The organism is Dehalococcoidales bacterium, assembly GCA_041656115.1.
Classification (GTDB): domain Bacteria; phylum Chloroflexota; class Dehalococcoidia; order Dehalococcoidales; family UBA5627; genus UBA5627.
Genome location: JBBAED010000002.1, coordinates 105,646 through 128,113 on the forward strand (window position 1 = coordinate 105,646; position 22,468 = coordinate 128,113).

Genomic DNA, 22,468 nt, shown 5'->3' on the forward strand with positions numbered 1-22,468 from the left:
AGCGCTAATTATTATAGAATAGAGTGTTGTTTGACACCTCCCTGTAGCTCAGCCGGACAGAGCAACTGCCTTCTAAGCAGTGGGTCGAGAGTTCGAATCTCTCCGGGGAGGCTTTTTGTTGTAAAGAAAACCCGACTTATCTTGCGGATAAAACAATCTCAGACTGCTTTTGCGAATATGCACGGAATAACTCAGTGCAGAATCAAACGAGAGTCAGTAGCTGTTTTGTGATTTGGCTAACGGGATTAAGCACAAAGAACTACATATTCTTATATTTAGGGCCGTCTCCGCCTTCAGGAACCTGCCAGATAATCGATTGTAACGGGCATTTCAAACGGCAAGTTTGGCAGTGCACACAATTCGAAGGGCTCAAAATTAATTTATCTCCCTCAAACTTATAGACTTCCGCCGGGCAAAACGATTCGCAAGGATGACAACCATATGTCTCAAAACAAACGACACAACTGTTTTCTTCTTTAAAAGTGATATGAGAAGGTTCGTCTTCACGGTGGTGTGTACCGGAAAAGCTAACCGCAGTCGGCCGATCAAGCCCACCGGCAGGTTTACATTGCAATTGTTTTTTACGCATTGCTTTGTAATCTCGTTCCAATCTTAAACGTGGTAACAATTGCTGGAAAAACGATAAAGCGATACCTCCGAACAGACCGCATTTACCAAAAACTTGGCGATAATTTCGTGCCGAGTATAAATCCTTCCCGATAAAACTGTTATCTATCCGTTTTTGATAATTTTTTAATTGAACCGATGAAAAATCGCCCGCGATAATGGCATCAAAAACGGTTTCCGCCGAAAAAATACCCGATTGAACGGCATAATGCAACCCTTTCAGTTTTTGGACATTCGGTAATCCGGCATCATCCCCCACTATTAAGGCACCATCAACAAAAAGTTGCGGCAGTGCGTAATAACCGCCTTCGGGCAAGGTTTTAGCCCCGTAAGAGATTACACGACCGCCCTCAATTAACGACTTTATAAAACGCTGCGATTTAAAACGCTGCAATTCTTGCTGGGGATTAAAATTACAATAACTCCAATCCAAAGACATCATCAAGGTAACGGCAACCGTATTGTTTCCCATGCTGTATACAGTCCCGCCGCCAAAGACTTCGGACGGCAAAGGATAGCCAACGGTATGAATAACACGATTATCGCCAAATTGATTGCCTTCAGGCAGTTTGATTACCTCTTTCACGCCAACCGAATGAATTTGAGGATTTTTACCTTGGGCTAATTTAAACTTGGCAATTATACCTTCAGCCAGTTGTCCGGCAGAACCCTCGCCCAAAATCGTAACTTTGGCTTCAATGTTTTCACCGGGAATATAATTAGCCAGCTTTTTGCCTTCTTTATCTAAGCCCTTATCGCCTAATTTTACTCCGATAACTTTGTCACCATCAAAAAGAACTTCTTTAGCGGCAAAGCCGGTATAAATCTCAACCCCTAATTTGGTTGCAATTCCGGCCAGCCAATTTACCATTTCGCTTACCGAAATAACATAGTTTCGGTCATGACGCATCGCTTTGGGCACTAACCCATGCGGAATTTTAATCGATTGATTATCACCGGCTAAGAAATACATCTCATCGCGTTTAACTTCATTAGCTAACAGATTGGTAACAAATTTCTCTTCGCCGGTACGCCAATCAGGCAGTAACCCGTCCAGAACATCAGCCTCAAAGATTGCCCCCGACAAATTGTGCTGCCCCGGTCTATCCGCCTTCTCGATTACAACAACAGACTCATCCCTGCCGCTTTGGTTCAAAAGTTGCTTCAATTTTATAGCGCCGGCAAGGTTCGCAACGCCGGCACCGATAAACAGTGCATCAATTTTATTCAAATCAGACATATCTATAAGCCTTTCGCATTGAGCGCGTTAATTAATTCAGGGACTACTTGCTCTAAATCCCCCAGAATACAAAAATCGGCGGCGCGGAATATTTGGGCATTGGGGTCTCTGTTAATCGCAACAATAACATCGGAGTTTTGCATACCGCTCAAATGCTGTACCGCACCGGAAATACCAACCGCAACATACAACCTCGGGGTTACGGTTTGCCCCGTTTGTCCGACTTGGTGACTGCGATCAATAAAACCGGATTCCACCGCTAAGCGGGAAGCCCCGACAACCGCCTTCTGTCCCAAGAATTTACCGAAATGTTCAGCCAGTGCCGGAATATAACGGTCAAATCCCTCTTTCGTTTTACAACCGCCGCCGCCGGAAACTATAATCGATGCTTCGGTTAAACCGGAAGTAGGCGGTTTAATTTCTTTGGAAATAATCTGTATTTCGGGGGAAGCCGGTATAAAGTCCGGTTGATATTCTATTACCTCGCCGTCGGTTGCCATCTGGCATTTGATAACCTTTAACAAACCGGGTCTTACGGTAGACATTTGCACGTTGGCTTTTTGCGTTAAAATCTGCGCCATAATACTGCCGCCCAATGCCGGACGGGTTTGGCGCAAAATCGCCGTATATTCTTGAGAACCTCTTTTGAAATCAAAAATATCCAAAGAAGTGCAGTCGGCAGTCAGGCCGGATCTTGTTCGATATGCTACGCGCGGCGCCAATTCGCGCCCCAGGGGTGTTGCACTAAACAGCATAATTTGGGGTTTATGTTTTTCAATCAATTCACTGACAACAGCGGTATAAGGAATCGGTAAAAATTCTTTATAAATTTCATTTTCAACCACGTAAACCTTATCGGCTCCGCAGGTTATAACCTCATCGGTAAGATGTTTTACATCCTTTCCGATTAACAACGCCCCGGTTTTTGTTTTAAGTTGCGTTGCCAATTCCTTTGTTTTACTTAAAAGCTCCATCGATGCAGGGTTGATTTCACCGTCTTCCTGCTCGGCAAATATCCACACCTCACCATGATAGCTGGGTTCTTTATCTTCCGGCAGCTTATAAACTTCGGCTTCTTCCTGCTTCCCGACAGATTCCAGTTTTGCCGAATAAGCGGTTTTAATTGCCTCAGCCAGTTTATTAAAATCGGGCTCGAACAGGCATTTACGATTAGTGGTTTCACGCGGAGAAAATATACGGTAAACATTTGTTCTTGAACCTGCCAGACCGATCAATTCTTCATTGGCTTCAACGTCCTCGGCACTCCATACGTAAAGCGATTGATTATGCGCCCATCTGGTACGATTAAAGGTTGCGCTAAGAGGTAAGGTCCAATCGGTAACCGTAACCACAAAAGGATAGCTTAGAGGGACTACTTCCTGAGTTCCGCGACGCGTAATACGGCTAAAAGTAAACCCATTATCTTTTTTCTTAAAAGCCGTGGCATAAGCTATTTGCGGGATACCCAATTCTTCGGCAACTTGCGGCGGAACCTGTGCCGTATCTCCGTCTACAGATTGCATTCCGCTAATAATTATGTATTCTTTATCTCCGGAAAAGATCTCTTTTTCAATTTTACGGATGGTTTGCGCCAAAGGATAAGCCGTTGCGGCTGTATCAGCGCCGCCCAGTTTTCGATCGGTTAATAAAACCCCGAGATCGGCGCCGATTGATAATGCGTAGCGCAAAACTTCATCAGCAAAAGGGGGTCCCATTGTTAGGGCAACTATTTTTCCGCCATGTTCTTTACGCATGCCAACAGCAAAGGCAAGCGCTTGTTTATCGAGTTCGTTACAGACGTTATCAAGCATCCCCCTTCTAAGAATCCCTTTTTCCCAGTTCCAAGCTTCTTCGGGGATATTCTTAACATCGGGAACCTGTTTTACCAAAACAATATAATTCATGAATAACCTGCTTCCAATTCTAAATACCCGGCGTCAGAGTCAGCATATTTTGCACCAACGCACCACCCCGCCATTCCCTTTAATACCCATCCGTAACCTACCGGGTAAAAGACGGGTATTTAAAGGAATGAGAGATGCAATAATATAATATCAGGTTAAAATTCGAGATTAATAAGATGTCCAACCGGTATCAACGGTAATAATCGCACCGTTAACCGCGCTGGATTCATCACTGGCTAAGAAAAGGGCGGTAAAGGCCACTTCCTCGGGTTCAATAGTACGCGGGTTAAATCCGGCACCCGCCATCGCCCTTCCCATACCGAATTCATCGGGATCGCGCATGGTGTTACCGATATTGGTATTAACACCGCCCGGGGCAATGGCATTACAGCGTATACCTTTCTCGGCATATTGGAAACCGACATTTCTGGTTAAACCGACAACGGCATGCTTCGACGCCGTGTACGCCGCACCGGCTTTCGAACCGGTAAGGCCGCCCACAGAGGCAATATTGATAATAACACCGGCACCTTTGGCAAGAAAGATTGGTAAAGCCTTTCTGACGGCACGCATAGGACCGGTAGAGTTAACCGCAAAGACCTTTTCCCATAATGCATCGGTTACCTTTTCGGCAGGTTGGAAACTATCCATAATACCCGCATTGTTAACAAGAACATCAAGTGTGCCGTAAGCATTAACCGCCGAGTCAATCATATTTTGGATATCTTCCTCTTTGGTTACATCGGTAACAGCCGCTTGAGCCTCCCCCCCGGCCTCCCGAATCTCATCAACCACCTTCTTTAAGGCAGCTTCGTCGATGTCGGCGGCAATCACCCTAGCTCCTTCTTTGGCGAAAAGAATTGAGATACTCCTGCCCATGCCGGAACCGGCGCCGGTAACAACGGCAACTTTGTTTTGAAGTCTTGGCATTTTTAACGCCCCCCCTTTTTTAATAAACTCAAGAACAATAAAAGAAGAAAGAATTGAAATACATACATTTATCGATACAAATGTAGTATAACACGTCAATACAATATCGGTAAAATACTTACAATCGCAAGCATTCCATCGCAGAAAATTCTAAGTACAACCCTTTATTCGCGGTCGAAAAGAACAAATAATGTAATTCAAAACCGATTGATTGGGAACCGATTTTTTGCGGTGGTACCGAGCCTTACATCAAATGCAGGCTCTATATTGTAACACCGACTACTTTGTTAGCGGTATTATCATTAGTTTGCGATGAAAACCGGGGAGTCAAGCGCGTTTTTACTCCAAACAGGCACAACACTCCGCAGACTGAGAGATTATACACCGATAAAAATAGATTCGCAAATGCTTGTTCGCGTTCGGATATTTTTGACAAACGGAGATAAAAAATGATTAGAACAAGTTCTAAGAACGCCCTGGCAACATCCCCATTTCGCTAAACCACTCTATTTGGTCACGAATGGAATCTTGCCAAGGCCGGGTAGTAAAGCCAAGTTCTTTACGTGCTCGCGCCGAGCTGATTTGAGAATTACTTTTTAATACATCAATTGAATAGGCGGTAAAAACAGGATTTCTTTTAATCATTTTGTAATATGCACCGGCAAGTACACCGGCAATTCGGGCAAGCCCGGAGGGTATTTCATAGCGAGGGGCAGGATAACCCGTGATACTTTCAAATTGTCCCATCAGTTCCGGTATTTGCACCTTGTTACCGGAGAAAATATAATGGCGCCCCATTTTGCCCTTTTTAGCGGCAAGCAAGAGCCCCTCGGCAACATCACGCACATCAACAAAATCATAAGCACCGCGCACATAAGATTTCATATAGCCGCTGGCAAAATCGAGTATCATTTGACCGATATTGGAAACATTATAATCATACGGCCCGATAATACCCGTCGGGCAGCATATAACCGCATCAAGCCCGCCTTTTTTTACTTCATCCAGAAGGGTTAACGTGGCACGGGCTTTGCTCCAAGCGTAATCGCCTAAAACTTTATCGGGATCAAACGGCTGCGATTCATCAATAACCGTACCGTGCGGCGGTTCGGCAATTGCATGAACCGAACTGGTATAGACGAGGCGGTGTACGCCAACCGCACGACAGGCTTCGGCAACGTTTCGGGTTCCTAAAACATTAACCTGCTCCAATACTTTTTTCATACCGGATAAAATCGTTATAATTCCGGCAAGATGAAAAACGAAATCCGCGCCGGCAAAAGCTGTTTTGAGGCTTTCAATATCGGTTACATCACCGCGCGCAATTTCGACACTAAGGCCGTCCAAAGCACGGCAATCGTCATTCGGTAGCACAAATGCGCGTACGGAATAACCTTTATCCAGCAAATTGCGTACCAGCGCATTACCGATATGCCCGGTTGCTCCGGTTACAACAGTTAAGCCCTTTTCCATTTACTGTCCCCCAGCGGATTTCAAACTTCCCCAAAAAGAATATTAACTACATCAAAATAATATTATAAAACAGATATTATGTCAACAAATTGCATGTCTTTCGTTTTAAAAAGTATGCCATATTTTCTTGGCTTGTGTTAGAATAGGATAATTTATTAAGAACAATAAATATCGGTGCGGCGATTAAAGAACATGAAAGGTTTTTCTAAAAAAATTGCGGACCCTGCTTATACGAAATATAAAAAAGATTCCGTAACGTGGTCGTTTTTGTTTTCCGTAATTTTGGCAATCGTTGCGATTATCGGCTTCCCTATTTACGGAAACTCCACCGGCGAGCTGGATTGGCCGGAATCGCTTTTTATCGGGATCGTTATCGGCGCTATGTTTATAGCCATTGCAGTCGCACAAACCGTCAAACGAAAACTGGATAAAACATGGGACGGGGTTGTAACAGACAAACAATTTTATGTAAAACATCTCAGCAGCGAACGTACCACAAAGTACATAATGGAAGTAGAAAACGAAGCGGGAAAAATAAAAAAGGTAAAATGGACAAACACCCCGCAAGTATTTAATTATTACAGCATAGGCGACCGTGTTCGTCACCACCGGGGGCTTTTTTATTTCGAGAAATACGATAAAAGCAAAGATTTGATAATCTTGTGTGTCGCCTGCCGGCATTTTAACGATATTCAAGAGGATTATTGTATCAGGTGCAAATGCCCTCTATTAAAATAAGTAAGCCTTTTCCCGACAACCCCGTAATTCCCTTCCTTTATTACCCCCCAACAAAGATAATCACATGCACCAAACTATCTCAGCCCCAGCCGTTCCGAATATCCAACTAAGCGAAATTTCGCGGTTTTCCGTTTGATTGGAATAAAAAGTTTTAAAATTTAAAGATTTAAAGAATCTCTAAATTGAAGAATTTTGCTTTTTGTACTATTATATCTTACAATCAGGGTCTATTTATAAAAACATTAATAGACGAATTATCAAAGCTTTATTAGAGGGGGATAATAAAAACGACCGATATGAATAAAATTAATTCATTTTTTGACCCAAAGAGCGTTGCTCTTGTCGGGGCGTCCAACCGCCCGGGATCAATCGGAAACATCGTACTGGAAAATCTTATTCTCGGAAAAAACAAGCGTAACGTTTACCCGATTAACCCGAAATATGAAACATTGCTTGATATTAAATGCTACCCTAACCTCGCCAGCCTCCCCGAAATCCCGGAACTCGTAATTATTACCATTAACGCCGAAAACGTTCCGGCCATCGTAGAAGATTGCGCCAAGATTGGAACTAAATCGATTACAATCATTTCCGCCGGATTCAAAGAAGCCGGGGAAGCCGGAAATAAACGCCTTGATAAAATCATGGAGATTTGCAAAAACAACGGAATTCGCCTTTTAGGCCCCAACTGTCTGGGATCCATCCGTCCCGGAGCTGATTTTAGCGGCTCCTTTGCCCGTAAAATACCGAAACCCGGTAATATCGCCTTCCTTTCACAAAGCGGTGCGTTAGGAACCGCCGTTCTTGACTGGGCAATCAGCAGAGAAATCGGTTTTAGCGCATTTGTCTCGCTTGGCAGCATGATGGATGTCGATTTCGGTGACTTAATTGACTATTTCGGTGATGACCAGGAAACAAAAAGTATTATCATCTATATGGAAACAATCGGTAATACCCTGGCAAGCGTCAAGAACTTTATGAGCGCTGCCCGCGGTTTTGCCCGTAATAAACCGATTATTGTTATTAAACCCGGTAAATTCCAGGAGAGTATTGAAGCGGCCAAATCGCATACCGGCGCACTTGTCGGCGACGATGCCTACTATGACGCGGTATTTAACAGAGCCGGTGTGGTTCGTGTTGATGAAGTCTCCGATCTGTTCAGCTGCGCTTCGCTCTTAGATTCCACGAAGCTCCCCAACGAACAAAACGTTGCCATCATTACAAACGCCGGCGGGCCTGCGGTTTTAGCAACCGATGCTCTTATCGCCAGAGGCGGTAAACTAAGTGAACTTTCTCCCGAAACGATTAAGGCATTAAATGAGGTTATGCCTACTTTCTGGAGTAAAGCGAACCCGATTGATATTCTCGGAGACGCCGACGCCGAAAGATATACCAAAGCGATTGAAATTGCGCTTAAAGACCCCGGTATCAGCGGTATCGTTGTTATTTACACCCCGCAAGGCGCTGCCAATGCAACGGATGTCGCCAAGGGGATTGTCAAAATCTCCAAAAAGAGCCCCAAGCCGATACTGACAACAATGATGGGAAGTAAAGACGTTGCCGGAGCGCGGCAAATATTTTATGCAAACAAAATCCCGACCTTCGATTTCCCCGAAGAGGCAATGAACAGCTACCTCTATATGTATAAATACGCACGCAACCTGGCAAGCCTTTATCAAATCCCCGAAGATATTCCGTTTGATGTGGGAATCGCCAAAAATCACTTAAAGACGATTATCAATAACGCCATCAGTAAAGGCGAAACATTATTAAACGAAGAAGACTCCAAAAAGTTTTTAAATACCTATCGGATTGGAGTCAGCTATCCGTTCTTTGCCGAAAATATCGAACTGGCGGTTGCCACGGCAGACTCCGTCGGCTACCCGATAGTTATGAAAATACAATCGCCCGATATTTCTCACAAATCCGATGTCGGCGGTGTAGTCTTAAATATTGAAAACGCGAAACAACTCCGCCAAGCATACGCGGAGATGATGGAAACCGTTAAAAAGAGCGCCCCGAAAGCCAAAATCGAAGGGGTTACAATCCAGAATATGGTTGGCAAATACGATTACGAGCTTATAATCGGCAGCAAAAAAGATGCCGCCCTCGGTAACGTAATCGTTTTCGGGCAAGGCGGTACGGAAGCCGAATATCACAAAGATATCGCTATCGGGTTGCCTCCGTTAAATCAAGCTTTAGCCAGAAGACTGATTGAAGAAACAAAAATCTACTCGTCATTATCCAAAGGGTTTAGAAACAAGCCGCCGGTAGATTTACGACTGCTTGATGCAACCTTAATCAGGGTGTCCAATATGATTGTTGATTTCCCTGAAATTGCCGAACTTGATATCAATCCGTTGGTTGTCAGCGATGGCAAAGTTATTGCGTTGGATGCGCGCATCGTGTTGGATAAAGAAGCTATTAAAAAATCCGATGATGAAGCATCGCATCTTATTATAACCCCCTACCCGACCCGTTATATCCAAACATGGACTTGCCATGACGAGAAACAAGTCTTGCTGCGCCCGATACGCCCGGAGGACGAGCCTTTAGAATATGCGCTGCTTAACGGTTTGTCGGAACAATCCAAAAAATTCAGATTCTTCCATCCGATTAATGAATTTACGCACGATATGCTCAGCCGTTTCTGCAATATAGATTACGACCGGGAAATTGCGATGGTTGCGGAATTCAACGGCTCGGGCAAAAAACAAATCGTCGGGGTAAGCCGATTGATTATAGAAGCCGGAAAAGAAGTCGGAGAGTTCGCCACCGTAATCGCTGACGAATTCCAGGACATTTGGCTGGGACACAAGCTCACCGATATGCTAATCGGTATTGCGCGTGAAAAGAAGCTCAAATCAATCTACGGCATTATCCTGCAAGACAATATTAAGATGATTAACCTGGTACGCAACCTCGGTTTCCGCCTGGTAAGCGTATCCGATAATGAATTAAAAGCCGTTATGGAATTATAGCCGATAATTTTTAACTAATCCCTTCAGACGAAGGCAAAAAGGCCACATGGGAGAATCCACTCTTGTGTGGCCTTTGGTTTTTCGGAGGAGATTGCGCAATTTTAAAAAAATGAGAACTATTTTGCGTTATTTTGGTTACGTACCGCTCTATATTTGTTATAATACGGACATACCGATAAAGATATGTAACATGCCGAGATGTTGGCGATATGATGGAAATTGTTCCTGATGATAAATCCGAAGAAATTTTCAACCCGGCGGTGATAACATGAGTGCTAAAGAAGCAAAAGCAAGGATTAAAATAAATAAACTGCTTGAAGAAGCAGGCTGGCGGTTTTTTGATACCGATGGCAAACCCGCTAATATTCAGGTTGAACCCAACGTAAAAATTTCCGAGCAGCAAGTAGACTCAATGGGAGAAGACTTTGATAAAGTCAAAAACGGATTTATCGATTTTTTATTGCTTGATGAAAAAGGTTTCCCCTTAATAGTTCTTGAAGCTAAATCCGAAGAAAAGAACCCGCTTGTCGGAAAAGAACAAGCCAGAAAATATGCCAAATCCCAGAACTGCCGTTTTGTGTTGCTTTCCAACGGTAACTTACATTACTTTTGGGATTTGGAACGCGGTAATCCGTATATCATTACAAAATTTCCGGAAGCAACTTCGTTAAAAAGTTATTTTAAAACAAAACCCAACCCGCTAAGCCTTATTGATGAAACGGTTGACAGGGATTATATTACTTTAACGCAAATGCCCTCATATGCGGTAAATGCCGGTTATAAAAACGAAGAGTTACGCCAAGAATTTATTGATAAAAACAAATTACGGTTTTTAAGGGAATACCAATTAAACGCGGTTAAGGCAATCCAGAAATCAGTCGGTCGCGGAAACGACAGGTTTTTACTTGAAATGGCCACAGGTACAGGCAAAACTCTGGTTGCCGCCGCAGTAATAAAGCTTTTTTTGAAAACGCAAAATGCCAACAGGGTTTTATTTTTGGTTGACCGCCTCGAATTGGAAGACCAGGCAAATAAATCGTTTACACTGCTCTTAAAAAATGATTATAAGAGCGTTATTTATAAAGAAAACCGTGATGACTGGCGAAAAGCGGAGATTGTTGTATCAACGGTACAATCTTTGTTGTTCGATAATAAATATCGGAAGCTGTTTTCGCCTACCGATTTTGATTTTATAATATCGGATGAAGCGCATCGTTCCATCGGCGGTAATGCCAGAGCCGTATTCGAATACTTTATCGGCTATAAGTTAGGCCTAACCGCAACCCCGAAAGATTACCTCAAAAAAATTGATACGGATAGCGCCAATATAAAAAACCCGCGTGAGCTGGAGCGGCGGATATTACTGGATACCTATCGTACTTTTGGGTGTGAAGACGGGCAGCCAACCTATCGTTATTCATTGATTGATGGGGTAAAAGACGGATATCTGGTTAACCCCGTCATTATTGATGCCAGAAGTGAAATTACAACGGAATTATTGTCCAAACAGGGTTATGCCGTTCTTACAACGAATGAAGATAATCAAGATACGGAACAAACATATTTTCAGAGTGATTTTGAAAAGAAATTCTTTTCCGAGGCCACCAATGCCGTTTTTTGTAAAACATTTTTAGAAGGTGCGGAAAAAGACCCCATCAGCGGAGAAATCGGTAAAACCATTGTCTTTGCTGTCAGCCAAAATCATGCCGCCAAACTCACTCAAATCCTAAATGAAATGGCGGATAGGATGTTTCCGGGTAAATATAATTCCGATTTTGCGATACAGGTTACATCTCAGATAGCGGATGCGCAACAATTTTCAATAAACTTTGCCAACAATAACCTTAGCGGTTCGGGAAACTTTATCCCCGCCTACAAAACAAGTAAAACCCGCGTCTGTGTAACCGTCGGTATGATGACAACCGGTTACGATTGCACCGATATATTAAATATTTGCCTGATGCGGCCGATTTTTTCCCCAACCGATTTTATCCAGATAAAGGGTCGCGGAACCAGAAAACACAATTTCTTTGAACAGCTGTTTGATGAGAACCTCAAAGCCCAAATAGAAAAACCGGATAAAAAACACTTTAAAATATTTGATTTCTTTGCCAACGCCGAGTATTTTGAAGAAAAATACGATTTTAAACAGGAGCTTAAATTACCGCCGCTGCCGGCAATCAAACCTGTTGAGTACGGCAAAGGCGAAGATCAAGTTGTTATAAGCCATTCCGCTTATGAAAATTTCGGCCCCGATTTGATTGCCAGTATTAAAGAACAGCGTATCGGGTTCGAAGGCATGAAAATCGACCGCATGTTCTTTGAAAAGTTTGAAGAAAAGGTTACCGCCGATAATTTTATTAAAGAAAATGTTGAAGCCGAAAAGTTTGATAAGGTTACAGAGTACATCAACCAACATATTATGAATAAACCGGAAGATTACTTTACAATCGAAAAACTGCGCAGGGCAGCCGGTGTGGACAGACGAATTTCAATGCGGGAAATAGTTGAAAAAGCGTTTGGACTGATACCTCATTTTAAATCTAAGGATGAGCTGTTGGAAGAAGAGTTCGGCAAGTTTGTTTCCGATTACAAGCCGGAAAACCCATCGGAAATTATGGCAATCAAATATTATTTTAAATCGTATATTTTAGATAACCGCATACGTGAAATAATAGAGAATAACAGTTATGGCGAGCTTAATGTTAACCCTGCTTTTAACATGAAAGATTTTAAGGCAGTCCCCGCAAAATGGCGTAAACTGATACCGGAATATGTAAAAGACTATGTATCTTTAAACCAATTCATGGATTAACAAATGAGGTAAATTTGAATGCTTGACAGTGAAACCAGACGAAGAATAGATACGGCAAGGGATATTTTAGTCGGCAAAGTGCCCGACCCAAAATCTCAGGTAGAGCAAATTACAATTGCGCTTATCTATAAGTTTATGGATGATATGGATGCCGAATCGGAAGAACTGGGCGGAACGCGCACCTTTTTTACCGGCGAGTTTGAAAAATACGGCTGGTCAAAGCTGATGTCACCGGCTGTCGGCGGATATGATTTAATCAATCTCTATTCGGATGCCATTCAAAAAATGGATACCAACCCCGGCATTCCGCAGCTTTTTCGGGATATGTTTAAAAATGCCTACCTGCCCTATCGCGACCCCGAAACATTAAAGAGCTTTTTAAAAATAATTAACGATTTTGAATACGACCATTCCGAACGCTTGGGAGATGCCTTTGAATATTTGCTATCGATTTTAGGCAGTCAGGGTGATGCCGGGCAATTCCGTACCCCGCGCCATATCATTGATTTTATGGTTGAGGTTATCGACCCCAAAAAGGATGACGTTATTATCGACCCTGCCTGCGGTACCGCCGGTTTTCTGATTTCCGCCTATAAACATATTATCAGGTATAATTCATCCAACTTTAAGCCCGATGAATATAAAATTGAATTCGGAGGCACCAACGGTCGTTTTAAAGGCGATAAACTATCAACCGACGAACGCAAAAAATTAGCCGATAACATTAAGGGTTATGATATTTCGCCCGATATGGTCAGGCTCTCTTTGGTCAATATGTACCTGCACGGTTTCCCCGAACCGCATATTTACGAATACGATACGCTCACCAGTGAAGAGCGCTGGAATGAGTATGCCGATGTTATAATGGCAAACCCCCCGTTTATGTCTCCGAAAGGCGGCATCAAACCGCATAAACGATTCTCAATACAGGCAAACCGCTCCGAAGTGCTTTTTGTGGATTATATTGCCGAACATTTAAAACCGAACGGCAGAGCTGCCGTAATTGTCCCCGAAGGGATTGTATTTCAAACGGCCAATGCGTACAAAACGCTTCGAAAATACCTTGTTGACGATGGCATTCTTTTTGCTGTAATTTCATTGCCGGCAGGCGTATTTAACCCATATTCCGGCGTTAAAACAAGCATTTTGCTTTTTGATAAAACCGTAGCGAAGCAAAGGGATGAAATACTGTTTGTAAAAATCAATAACGACGGTTATAGCCTTGGCGCACAGAGAAAAGAAATCGAAGGCAGCGATATTCCGGAAGTTGTAAATATTATTAAGGATTACAAGGAAGGAAAAGACGTTCCCGATAACGCGCTCACAACAACAGCAACCAAAAAAGATATCGCCAAACAGGATTATATTTTAGTTGGAGACAGATATAGAGAAGCTGAGGTCTCCAATGCTGATTACTCGACTGTTGGACTCGGTGAAGTTTGCGAGATACTTGCCGGAAATTCCGCTCCACAGGATAAGGAATTATTTACAAATGGCATTTATCCCTTTTTTAGAACAGCGGATGTTGGAATGGTTCACCTTTCTGATAATCTTGTCAGCTCAAAGGATTATTTAAATGATGCAGGAATTAGTGGATTAAAGCTATTCCCTAAAGGTACGATATTGTTTCCAAAGAGCGGAGCCTCAACTTTTCTAAACCACCGTGCAATCTTAGGCGTCGATGGGTATGTTTCAAGCCATTTAGCTTGCATTATTTGTGATGCCAATAAAATAAATAATAAATACCTGTACCATGCCCTTACAAATATTGATGCTAGAACACTAACCGCAGACCAAGCTTATCCATCACTTAATTTGAAGCAAATAAGCGGAATAAAAATCCCCCTCCCCCCGCTACCCGTTCAGCAAGAAATCGTGGCGGAAATCGAAAGCTATCAAAAGATTATTGACGGCGCAAAACAGGTTGTGGATAACTACAAGCCTGTCATTAAGGTTGACCCCGATTGGGAGATTGTGAAGTTAGGCGATATATGTGAACTAAACCCCAAAAAATCTGAATTAAGAGACTTATCGAGCACGACAGAAGTGTCGTTTGTTCCAATGGCCAATGTTAATGAGCACGAAATGTTCTTTTTACCCAAAGAAACAAAGCAGCTTTCAGAAGTTTATTCAGGATACACATATTTTAGGAATAATGATGTGTTGTTAGCAAAAGTGACACCTTGTTTTGAAAATGGGAAAGCCGGAATAGCAAAAAACTTGAATAACGGTGTCGGCTTTGGCTCAAGTGAATTTTATGTATTAAGAGCATTTTCAGAAACGGTCTTGCCAGACATGATTTACTACACAATTAACAGTTCTGATTTCTTGTTAAAAGGGAAGGATAACATGACAGGAACTGGAGGTTTGCAACGATTAACTAAAGACTTTGTCATGAATTATTTATTACGCCTACCATGCTTAGATATCCAGCAAAAAATCGTTGCTCAAATCGAAAAAGAGCAGGAGTTAGTCAATTCCAACAAACAACTAACTGAAATCTACGAACAAAAAATCAAGGATAAAATCGCCGAAGTCTGGGGCGAGTAATACAAGTTTTTATCTATCCAAAACAAAAAACCCTCGTTTTAGCGAGGGTTTTTCTAATACACCGTTTTAAAATTCTGTTAGGCCGGCTGAGCCATTTGAAGCAACTTCTCAAAAGCCTCGGGATCACGAACCGCCATATCGGCCAACATCTTGCGGTTAATATCAATACCGGAAGTTTTGAGCCCGTTCATAAACTGGCTGTAAGTTACCCCGTGTGCTCTGGCGGCGGCATTGATACGAGTAATCCAAAGTTTCCTCATATCACCTTTGCGGTCTCGGCGATGAATATAAGCATATCTTAACGAATGCATCATCGACTCATGAGCGCGCTTGTACAGAGAATTATAAGTTGCTCTGTGTCCCTTGGTTAAACCAAGTACTTTTTTGTGTCTTTTATGTGCGGTTACACCTGTTTTTACTCTTGGCAAATCACTACCCCTATCTTACTATACCCCGTAAGGTATAAGCCTTTTAATTCTTTTTTTATCACTCGGATGCAGAGGAATGGTTTCATCGAACTGCATCTTCACCCTGCGAGATTTCTTACGACGCAGATGGCTCTTCATGCCCTTGGTGCGCATAATCTTACCAGTTCCGGTGATATGGAATCTGGACTTTGCTCCCTTATGTGTCTTAAGCTTTGGCATCTTCTTCCTGTTTCTCTTCTTCCTTTATTTTACTTTTTACGGCAGACGGCAAGGGCACTAATATCAAATGCAACCTGGCACCCTCTTTTGTCGGTTGCTTCTCAACGGAAGCAATCTCTTTTAAGGATTCAAACATTTTTTCGAGTAACCGTAAACCCAACTCGGGATGAGCGTTTTCCCGCCCGCGGAACATAACAGTCAGTTTAACTTTATCTCCGCCCTCAAGCAGCCTCTTGGCTAACCTGGCTTTTGCTTCAAAATCATGATCCCCTATTTTAGGGCGAAGCCTAACTTCCCTTAATAAAGAAAGTTTTTGTGCTTTTCTGGCCTCTCTCTCTTTTCTGGTCTGTTCATACTTGAACTTTCCAAAATCCATAAGGCGACAAACAGGCGGGACAGCCATCGGCGCCACTTCCACGAGGTCTAAGCCCTGCTTTTTAGCAACCTCTCGCGCTTGGAATAAAGGCATAATCCCCAGCTGTTCACCCTTTTCCCCTACGAGGCGAACTTCCTTGCACTTAATTTTTTCGTTTACTCGTAACTCTTTATTTATGTTTTTATATCCCTCCACCGTTCAAATGTATACAGAAGGACTATACCACAGTAAAGCTGTTTCTTTCAAGTTTTTTTAAACTTTAAGCCCTTACAGCGGCTTCGTCCACAGCCGTATTCAAAAAATCTTCAAACGGGATGCCGTTTTTCTGTTCGCCGTTTCTGAAACGCACCGAAACAGTACCGTTATCCGCCTCTTTATCCCCGATAATCAGCATATACGGAATCTTTTGGGCCTGCGCCTGTCTGATTTTATTGTTCACAGTCCCCTGCTGATAATCGACTTCCACTCTTAAATCTTTAGCCTTTAACTCACTTGCCAGTTTTTGGGCATAGTCGTTATGTCGATCCGCAATCGGCAATATCGCAACCTGAACGGGGGAAAGCCAAACAGGGAATGCCCCGCCGTAATGTTCAATCAGGCAGGCCATAAAGCGTTCCATACTGCCAAGCACAGTGCGATGCACCATGGCAACCATATGTTCTTTACCGTCTTCGCCGATGTAATGCATATCGAAACGCTGGGGGTTATTAAAATCGACCTGAATTGTCGGACCCTGCCAGCTTCTGCCGACTGCATCTTCAAATTTTATATCGATTTTCGGCCCGTAAAAAGCGCCTTCCCCTTGGTCAACGCTGTAATCCACATTCCTTCTTTGGAGGGCATTAACAAGAATAGTTTCCGCTTCTTCCCAGATTTTAAGCTCACCGGCATACTTTTCCGGCCTGGTGGAAAGGATTATCTTGTAATTCGCAAACCCGAATGAGTCCATCATGAAAGTTGCCAAATCAAGCACATCCACGACTTCGTCTTCTAATTGATCAAATCGGCAAAATATATGGGCGTCGTCTTGGGTAAAACCCCTTACACGGGATAGCCCATGCAGTACGCCTGAGCGCTCATAACGGTAAACCGTGCCAAGTTCGGCCCAGCGCAGGGGTAATTCACGGTAACTTCTTAATTTACTGTTATAAATCAAAATGTGATAAAGACAGTTCATCGGCTTAATCACATATTCTTCTTCGTCTATTTCCATCGGGCTGTACATATTTTCTCTGTAAAACTCCCAATGCCCGCTGGTTTTCCAAAGGTCTACCTTGGCAATGTGAGGCGTGTAGAGAATATCGTAACCGCGCTTTTTGTGTTCCGCTTTCCAAAAATCTTCGATTATACTGCGTATCAGGGCGCCTTTGGGGTGCCAACAAACAAGCCCGGGCCCCGATTCTTCATGCACACTAAAAAGATCCAATTCCTTGCCCAGCTTTCTGTGATCCCTTTTTGCGGCTTCTTCCATCTTTTTCAGATAGTCGTCGAGTTCGGTTTGGGAGTTAAAAGCCAAGCCGTAAATTCGCTGGAGCATTTTGTTCTTTTCATCTCCGCGCCAATAGGCGCCGGCAATGCTTGAGAGTTTAAAGGCCTTAATTTTACCGGTGGAATCAACATGAGGGCCTCGGCATAAATCAACAAAATCACCCTGACGATAAATACTGACCTTTTCGTCTTCTATCCCGTCAATAAGCTCGATTTTATAGGGCTGGTACTGAAAGATGTTACGGGCTTCGTCTTTTGTTATTTCATCATGCCTAAAGGGCAAGTCCTGAGCGATAACCTCATTCATTTTATCGGTTATAATCGATAAATCATCCGGGGTTAAATGTCGCGGCAGTTCAAAATCGTAATAAAAACCGTTTTCAATAGCGGGCCCGATCGCAAATTTCGCACCGGGGAAGATTGATAAAACCGCCTCGGCCATAATATGCGCCGCCGAGTGGCGCACCTTTTCAACCTCGTTATTTATGTCTTTCTCTTCTGCATCAATTTTATTATTCATAATATTTCAACCGTATAACCTTAAAATAACCGTTAAATAAAAACCCCTCACTCATATGATGGAGTAGAGAGGTTTTTAATCTTTCATAGACTGTTATTATAACAGCCGCCAGCTATAAAATCAATTCTACCACGATTAAAGATAGCTGATTCCGTTCAATTTAAGATTAATCTTATTTTTATAACCCGGCGGTTAGCGCCACGGCAAGGAAAACAGAGCCGAATACAATCGCCAAAATAATAACAACCATATACAACACAAATTCCGACTGTGTCAGTTTTTTGACTATCTTTTTTAAGAGTGCTTCCTCTGCTTTAGCCAATGCCTCATCAGCCGCTTTTTGAGCAGCCATGGCAATTTCTTCCGCCCGTGCCACTGCTTCTTTGGCGGTTTTATCCGACTCCTCAATTTTTATTCTTGCGATTTCGGCGGCTTTGGTAGTAGCCGTCTGCGAAGCCCTTTGCGCCTCTTCGGCCTTAGCAAAAGCCTGCGCTACGGCTGAGGATACGGCTGCAGCCAAAGCTTTGTCAGACTCGATATCGGCTTGTTCCGCCTTTACGGCGATATCGCCCGCTAATTTGGCAGCCATCGCAGCCGCTTCGGTGGCGTCTTTACCTGCCCGCGCCGTACTTTCCGCCGATTCTCCCGAAACATTGGCTGATGCTTCCGTTGCCTCTCTTCCGGCAATCGCGGCAAGTTCCCCTTTTCTGGCTACTTCTTGGGCCAAACGAGCCGCGCTAAGTGCGGCTTTCTTGGCTTCTCTGCCCGCTTCATCGGCTTTTTTGGCTGTTTCAATCGTGCTTTCTTTTTCAGCCTTTTCGGCCGCTTGTTTGGCAAGCGCTAATTTTTCATCCGCAATTTTCGATGCTATTTCAGCTTCTCCGATAGAACTTAAAACAGCGTCTTTGGCAATAATTGCCGCCTCTTTGGCTCTGCCGGCAACCTGTTCGGCAAGCGCGTTGATTGCCGCCGCTAAAGCCGTATCTCCCGCGGAATCGGCGTATTCGGCATTTTGGTTGGTTTCATCAACTATCGCCAGCGCCTTAGCGGCCGCCTCTTTGGCATCTTTCCCCGACTCGTCAATCCTCTCAGCCAAAACGCCTGAAATGCGGGTTGCGGCAATAATTGCGGCATCGCCTGCTATATCTGCCAGTTCACTTTTTCTGGCTGTTTCGTCCGATAACCTAAACGCAACGGCTGCCGCCTTTTTGGCTTCTCTTCCGGCATCGTCTGCCTTTCTTGCCGATTCGGCATCTTTGTTGCTGTTTGCCTCGTCAGCTGCGGTTTCGGCTCGTTTAGCCGAATTCAACGCCTGCTTTGAGGCCGCAAATGAGGCTTCGGTGGATCGCTCAAGAGCTTCTTTGGCAAGGAGTGCCGCATCTTCCGCCCGGATTGCGGCATCTTCGGCAGCCCTCATCGCCGACTGAGCGACTTCGGTAGCTGCTTGAGCAACTTCATTGGATTTAACGGTGGCTTCCTCTGCAGCATATTGGGCGGCTCTGGCAATATCTTCCGCCCGGAGGGCAGCCTCTTCCGCTCTGGCAGCCGCCTCTTCGGCAGCTCTGCTGGCGGCATCCGCCGCTTCTTTAGCTTTTTTCTCGGCATTTTCGGCATCGCTAATCGCCGCTTGTGCGATACTCTCGGCTCTGGCAGCCGCTTCGCCTGCGGCTAAAGTTGCCTTTTGTGCAGCTGTTACCCCGGCTTTACGGGCTTCTTCCGCCCTCTTTTCCGCTTCACCGGAAGCCGTTGTAGCTAATATTGCAGCCTCATTTGCCTTTTTGGAAGCATCTTCCGCTCGTCTGGCGGCGTCAATGGCAGCTTTAATATTAGCGTCCATTTCATCCAGAATTACCGGAAGGGGTTTGGTCAGAATTTTGGGGGCGGGGGGTAGAGCTTCAACAGGAACAGATTCTCTTTTTAAATCTTCGTTTTGTATAGGTGCCTCCTTTGATTGCATAGAATCATTCAAAAAATCACAAAACTCCTTTTAGAGAGTTAAATAATTTCAAAGGATGCAAAAATGTTTTGTCAACGAGTTAATCTGCCCCACTAATAAGATTATGATAATTAATATTGCAAGTCAATAGGTTAAGAAAGCAAAAATTATCATTTTAGTTTAAAATGGGAGAAATTTATCCCACTTGGGAGTAATTTGGTGGGGAAGGGGGGACTTGAACCCCCACGCCTTGCGGCACAAGATCCTAAGTCTTGCTCGTCTGCCAATTCCGACACTTCCCCAAAAGAACGCCTGAGGCTTTAGCATTTTATCACTGTAGGGGTTATTGCTCAAGCCTGTAAAGATAATTATCCGGCGTTATCAATAAGAGGGATACAATGTACCCCTCTTATCAAAAATTCTACTGTTTAAGTTTAATTTTAAACCGAATGGACTTCTCCGCAATGCGGGCAGCGGACACTTTTTTGATGGAACTGCGGGGGTATTCTTAATTTGGTTCCGCAAGAACAATCAATAGTATTGTAATTATTCAGCTTCCACATTAAGCCCGATGTCTCTCTGGTTCTTTCGAGCCTATCGGGGTCGTCAACCGCAGGGGCGCGGATAGGAACAGATTGAGATGAACCGGCCAAAGACATCGCCGATGCCGGCATAACGGATCCTTTCCCTTTGTGAACTTGTTTATAAGCCTTTTCGTAATCAACAAAGGATGCCCCGCCCCCCATCGCACGCAAAATACGTATTCTATCCGAAATAGGCGGATGGGTACTGCTTAAGTCGTTTGCCGCCCTGCCCTTTTCGCGAAACGGATTTACGATATACATCGGAGCGGTTGCTTTGTTGGCCGATTTTAATTGACCGGTTGAAGCCCCCAGTTTTTCAAGTGCGGACGCCAAGCCTTCGGGGTATCTGGTATACATTGCTGCTGAAGCATCGGCCAGATATTCTCTTTTTCTTGATATCGCAAAGTAGATTAACTGCGCAAAAATAGGCGCAAGAATCATTAGTAAAAGAGCCAGAATCATTATTATCCCTTGAGCGGCGCCGCCGGAGGAAGAATCGCGCCGGGAACCGCTGCCGCCCCCGAAAATCATGATGCGCGAACCGTACCATGACAGCATCACAATTGTTCCCAAAAGGATGCTTGACATTGCCATAAGAAGAACATCCTTGTTTTTAATATGCGCTATCTCATGCGCCATAACACCTTGCAATTCATCCCTGTTAAGGTGTTGCAGCAAACCCGATGTAATCGCTACGGCGGCCTTATTGGGGTCTCTTCCCGTCGCAAAAGCGTTTAGAGAAGGGTCATCGATGATATAGATATCAGGGGTTTTGGGCAGCCCCGATGCAATGCGCATTTCTTCAACAATGTTATAAAGGCGCGGATGGTCATCATGGCTGATTTTTTTGGCACCGGCGGAGGCCAACAGAATATTGTCGCCCTGGAAAAAACCGACCAAAGTCATTATTATCCACAGCGCAACAGCTAATATAAGGCCCGCGAGAGCGTTATCAAAAAAGTACAGCCCCAAAAAATAGCCGATTAGAAACAGCAACGCCCCCATACCAATAACCAGAACCGCAGACCTTATCCGGTTAGATCTAATTTGTTCCCACATACAGTGCTTATTCCTTTAATTAAAACTAACTCGAGGTGCTTCCCTCTCGTTTGCGGCGGTAACTTCAAAAAATTCACCCGTTTTAAATCCGCTCATTCCGGCAACAACGTTTGATGGGAACATCTGAATCTTATTATTGTAATTCAAAACGGAATCGTTATAAAACTGGCGCGAAAAGCTGATTTTATTTTCGGTTGAAGCCAGTTCTTCTTGTAAAGCCAAGAAGTTCTGATTCGCTTTCAGATCGGGATAGTTTTCTGCAACAGCAAGCAGCCTGGTCAGTGCCGAAGTTAATTCACCTTCAGCTTTGGAACGTGCCGCAGCACCCCCGTCAGATATTTTCTGAGCCAGGTTTCTGGCACTGGTTACGGCTTCCAAAGTTTCTCTTTCGTGTTTCATATAACCTTTAACCGTCTCCATCAGGTTAGGGATAAGGTCATATCTTCTTTTTAATTGAACATCAATCTGTGCCCAAGCGTTTTTGACTTGGTTACGCAAGCGTACCAGTCCGTTATAGGTAAGTACATAAAATAATAACAATAAAACTACGATTCCCAGCAGAACCCAAAGTACAATATCCAAAAAACACCTCCTAATTAT

Annotated in this window: 15 protein-coding genes and 2 tRNA genes; 5 read left to right on the plus strand and 12 right to left on the minus strand. The window is 43.8% G+C overall.

What is annotated here, in order from left to right; all coding sequences use genetic code 11:
- Positions 1-37: 37 nt before the first annotated feature.
- A tRNA-Arg gene (locus WC958_01770) sits at positions 38-111 on the plus strand.
- A 148-nt stretch (positions 112-259) separates the two neighbouring features.
- Here the strand turns inward: WC958_01770 and WC958_01775 are convergent.
- The 4 genes from WC958_01775 to WC958_01790 form a co-directional block, all read right to left on the minus strand.
- Positions 260-1,867, minus strand: a complete 1,608-nt coding sequence (locus WC958_01775; protein ID MFA5628980.1) for an electron-transfer flavoprotein:ubiquinone oxidoreductase — start codon at positions 1,865-1,867, stop codon at positions 260-262.
- A 2-nt stretch (positions 1,868-1,869) separates the two neighbouring features.
- Positions 1,870-3,771 (minus strand): FAD-binding protein, encoded by a 1,902-nt coding sequence (locus tag WC958_01780; GenBank protein MFA5628981.1) that lies wholly within the window; start codon positions 3,769-3,771, stop codon positions 1,870-1,872.
- A gap of 168 nt (positions 3,772-3,939) precedes the next feature.
- Positions 3,940-4,701, minus strand: a complete 762-nt coding sequence (locus WC958_01785; GenBank protein ID MFA5628982.1) for an SDR family oxidoreductase — start codon at positions 4,699-4,701, stop codon at positions 3,940-3,942.
- 465 nt (positions 4,702-5,166) lie between these two features.
- Positions 5,167-6,174, minus strand: a complete 1,008-nt coding sequence (locus tag WC958_01790; protein ID MFA5628983.1) for an SDR family oxidoreductase — start codon at positions 6,172-6,174, stop codon at positions 5,167-5,169.
- A 192-nt stretch (positions 6,175-6,366) separates the two neighbouring features.
- Here WC958_01790 and WC958_01795 point away from each other — a divergent pair, with 192 nt between their 5' ends.
- The 4 genes from WC958_01795 to WC958_01810 all read left to right on the plus strand — a co-directional run bounded on the left by WC958_01795 (position 6,367) and on the right by WC958_01810 (position 15,258).
- A complete protein-coding gene (locus WC958_01795; GenBank protein ID MFA5628984.1) occupies positions 6,367-6,912 on the plus strand; it encodes a hypothetical protein in 546 nt (181 codons plus the stop codon).
- 296 nt (positions 6,913-7,208) lie between these two features.
- Positions 7,209-9,893: an acetate--CoA ligase family protein gene (locus tag WC958_01800; GenBank protein MFA5628985.1), complete on the plus strand. Its 2,685-nt coding sequence runs from the start codon at positions 7,209-7,211 to the stop codon at positions 9,891-9,893.
- A gap of 268 nt (positions 9,894-10,161) precedes the next feature.
- Positions 10,162-12,708: a DEAD/DEAH box helicase family protein gene (locus WC958_01805; GenBank protein ID MFA5628986.1), complete on the plus strand. Its 2,547-nt coding sequence runs from the start codon at positions 10,162-10,164 to the stop codon at positions 12,706-12,708.
- 18 nt (positions 12,709-12,726) lie between these two features.
- Complete coding sequence (locus WC958_01810; protein ID MFA5628987.1) at positions 12,727-15,258, plus strand: N-6 DNA methylase; 2,532 nt, start codon at positions 12,727-12,729, stop codon at positions 15,256-15,258.
- A 77-nt stretch (positions 15,259-15,335) separates the two neighbouring features.
- Here the strand turns inward: WC958_01810 and rplT are convergent, their stop codons facing one another.
- The 8 genes from rplT to WC958_01850 form a co-directional block, all read right to left on the minus strand.
- The gene (gene rplT / locus WC958_01815) at positions 15,336-15,686 is read right to left on the minus strand and encodes a 50S ribosomal protein L20 (protein MFA5628988.1); all 351 of its coding nucleotides are present in this window, start codon (positions 15,684-15,686) and stop codon (positions 15,336-15,338) included.
- 18 nt (positions 15,687-15,704) lie between these two features.
- Positions 15,705-15,905, minus strand: coding sequence for a 50S ribosomal protein L35 (rpmI, locus tag WC958_01820; protein ID MFA5628989.1), 201 nt, complete (start codon positions 15,903-15,905; stop codon positions 15,705-15,707).
- A complete protein-coding gene (gene infC, locus WC958_01825; protein MFA5628990.1) occupies positions 15,892-16,476 on the minus strand; it encodes a translation initiation factor IF-3 in 585 nt (194 codons plus the stop codon). The genes rpmI and infC overlap by 14 nt, the downstream gene beginning before the upstream one ends.
- Positions 16,477-16,540: 64 nt before the next feature.
- Positions 16,541-18,289 carry a threonine--tRNA ligase gene (gene thrS / locus WC958_01830; protein MFA5628991.1) on the minus strand — a complete coding sequence of 583 codons (1,749 nt, stop codon included), beginning with the start codon at positions 18,287-18,289 and terminating at the stop codon, positions 16,541-16,543.
- Between the two features lie 178 nt (positions 18,290-18,467).
- Complete coding sequence (locus WC958_01835; protein ID MFA5628992.1) at positions 18,468-20,258, minus strand: hypothetical protein; 1,791 nt, start codon at positions 20,256-20,258, stop codon at positions 18,468-18,470.
- Between the two features lie 184 nt (positions 20,259-20,442).
- A tRNA-Leu gene (locus WC958_01840) sits at positions 20,443-20,527 on the minus strand.
- 138 nt (positions 20,528-20,665) lie between these two features.
- Positions 20,666-21,868 carry a M48 family metallopeptidase gene (locus WC958_01845; protein MFA5628993.1) on the minus strand — a complete coding sequence of 401 codons (1,203 nt, stop codon included), beginning with the start codon at positions 21,866-21,868 and terminating at the stop codon, positions 20,666-20,668.
- Positions 21,869-21,883: 15 nt separating this feature from the next.
- On the minus strand, positions 21,884-22,450 hold the full coding sequence (locus WC958_01850) for a LemA family protein (protein ID MFA5628994.1): 567 nt from the start codon (positions 22,448-22,450) through the stop codon (positions 21,884-21,886).
- Positions 22,451-22,468 lie beyond the last annotated feature (18 nt).

Bases quoted from the DNA above. Each gene is read 5' to 3' on its own strand.
- rpmI (MFA5628989.1), bottom strand. From the start codon at position 15,905: ATGCCAAAGCTTAAGACACATAAGGGAGCAAAGTCCAGATTCCATATC.
- WC958_01795 (MFA5628984.1), top strand. From the start codon at position 6,367: ATGAAAGGTTTTTCTAAAAAAATTGCGGACCCTGCTTATACGAAATAT.
- WC958_01790 (MFA5628983.1), bottom strand. From the start codon at position 6,174: ATGGAAAAGGGCTTAACTGTTGTAACCGGAGCAACCGGGCATATCGGT.
- thrS (MFA5628991.1), bottom strand. From the start codon at position 18,289: ATGAATAATAAAATTGATGCAGAAGAGAAAGACATAAATAACGAGGTT.
- WC958_01810 (MFA5628987.1), top strand. From the start codon at position 12,727: ATGCTTGACAGTGAAACCAGACGAAGAATAGATACGGCAAGGGATATT.
- WC958_01800 (MFA5628985.1), top strand. From the start codon at position 7,209: ATGAATAAAATTAATTCATTTTTTGACCCAAAGAGCGTTGCTCTTGTC.
- WC958_01785 (MFA5628982.1), bottom strand. From the start codon at position 4,701: ATGCCAAGACTTCAAAACAAAGTTGCCGTTGTTACCGGCGCCGGTTCC.
- WC958_01775 (MFA5628980.1), bottom strand. From the start codon at position 1,867: ATGTCTGATTTGAATAAAATTGATGCACTGTTTATCGGTGCCGGCGTT.
- WC958_01845 (MFA5628993.1), bottom strand. From the start codon at position 21,868: ATGTGGGAACAAATTAGATCTAACCGGATAAGGTCTGCGGTTCTGGTT.
- WC958_01780 (MFA5628981.1), bottom strand. From the start codon at position 3,771: ATGAATTATATTGTTTTGGTAAAACAGGTTCCCGATGTTAAGAATATC.
- WC958_01805 (MFA5628986.1), top strand. From the start codon at position 10,162: ATGAGTGCTAAAGAAGCAAAAGCAAGGATTAAAATAAATAAACTGCTT.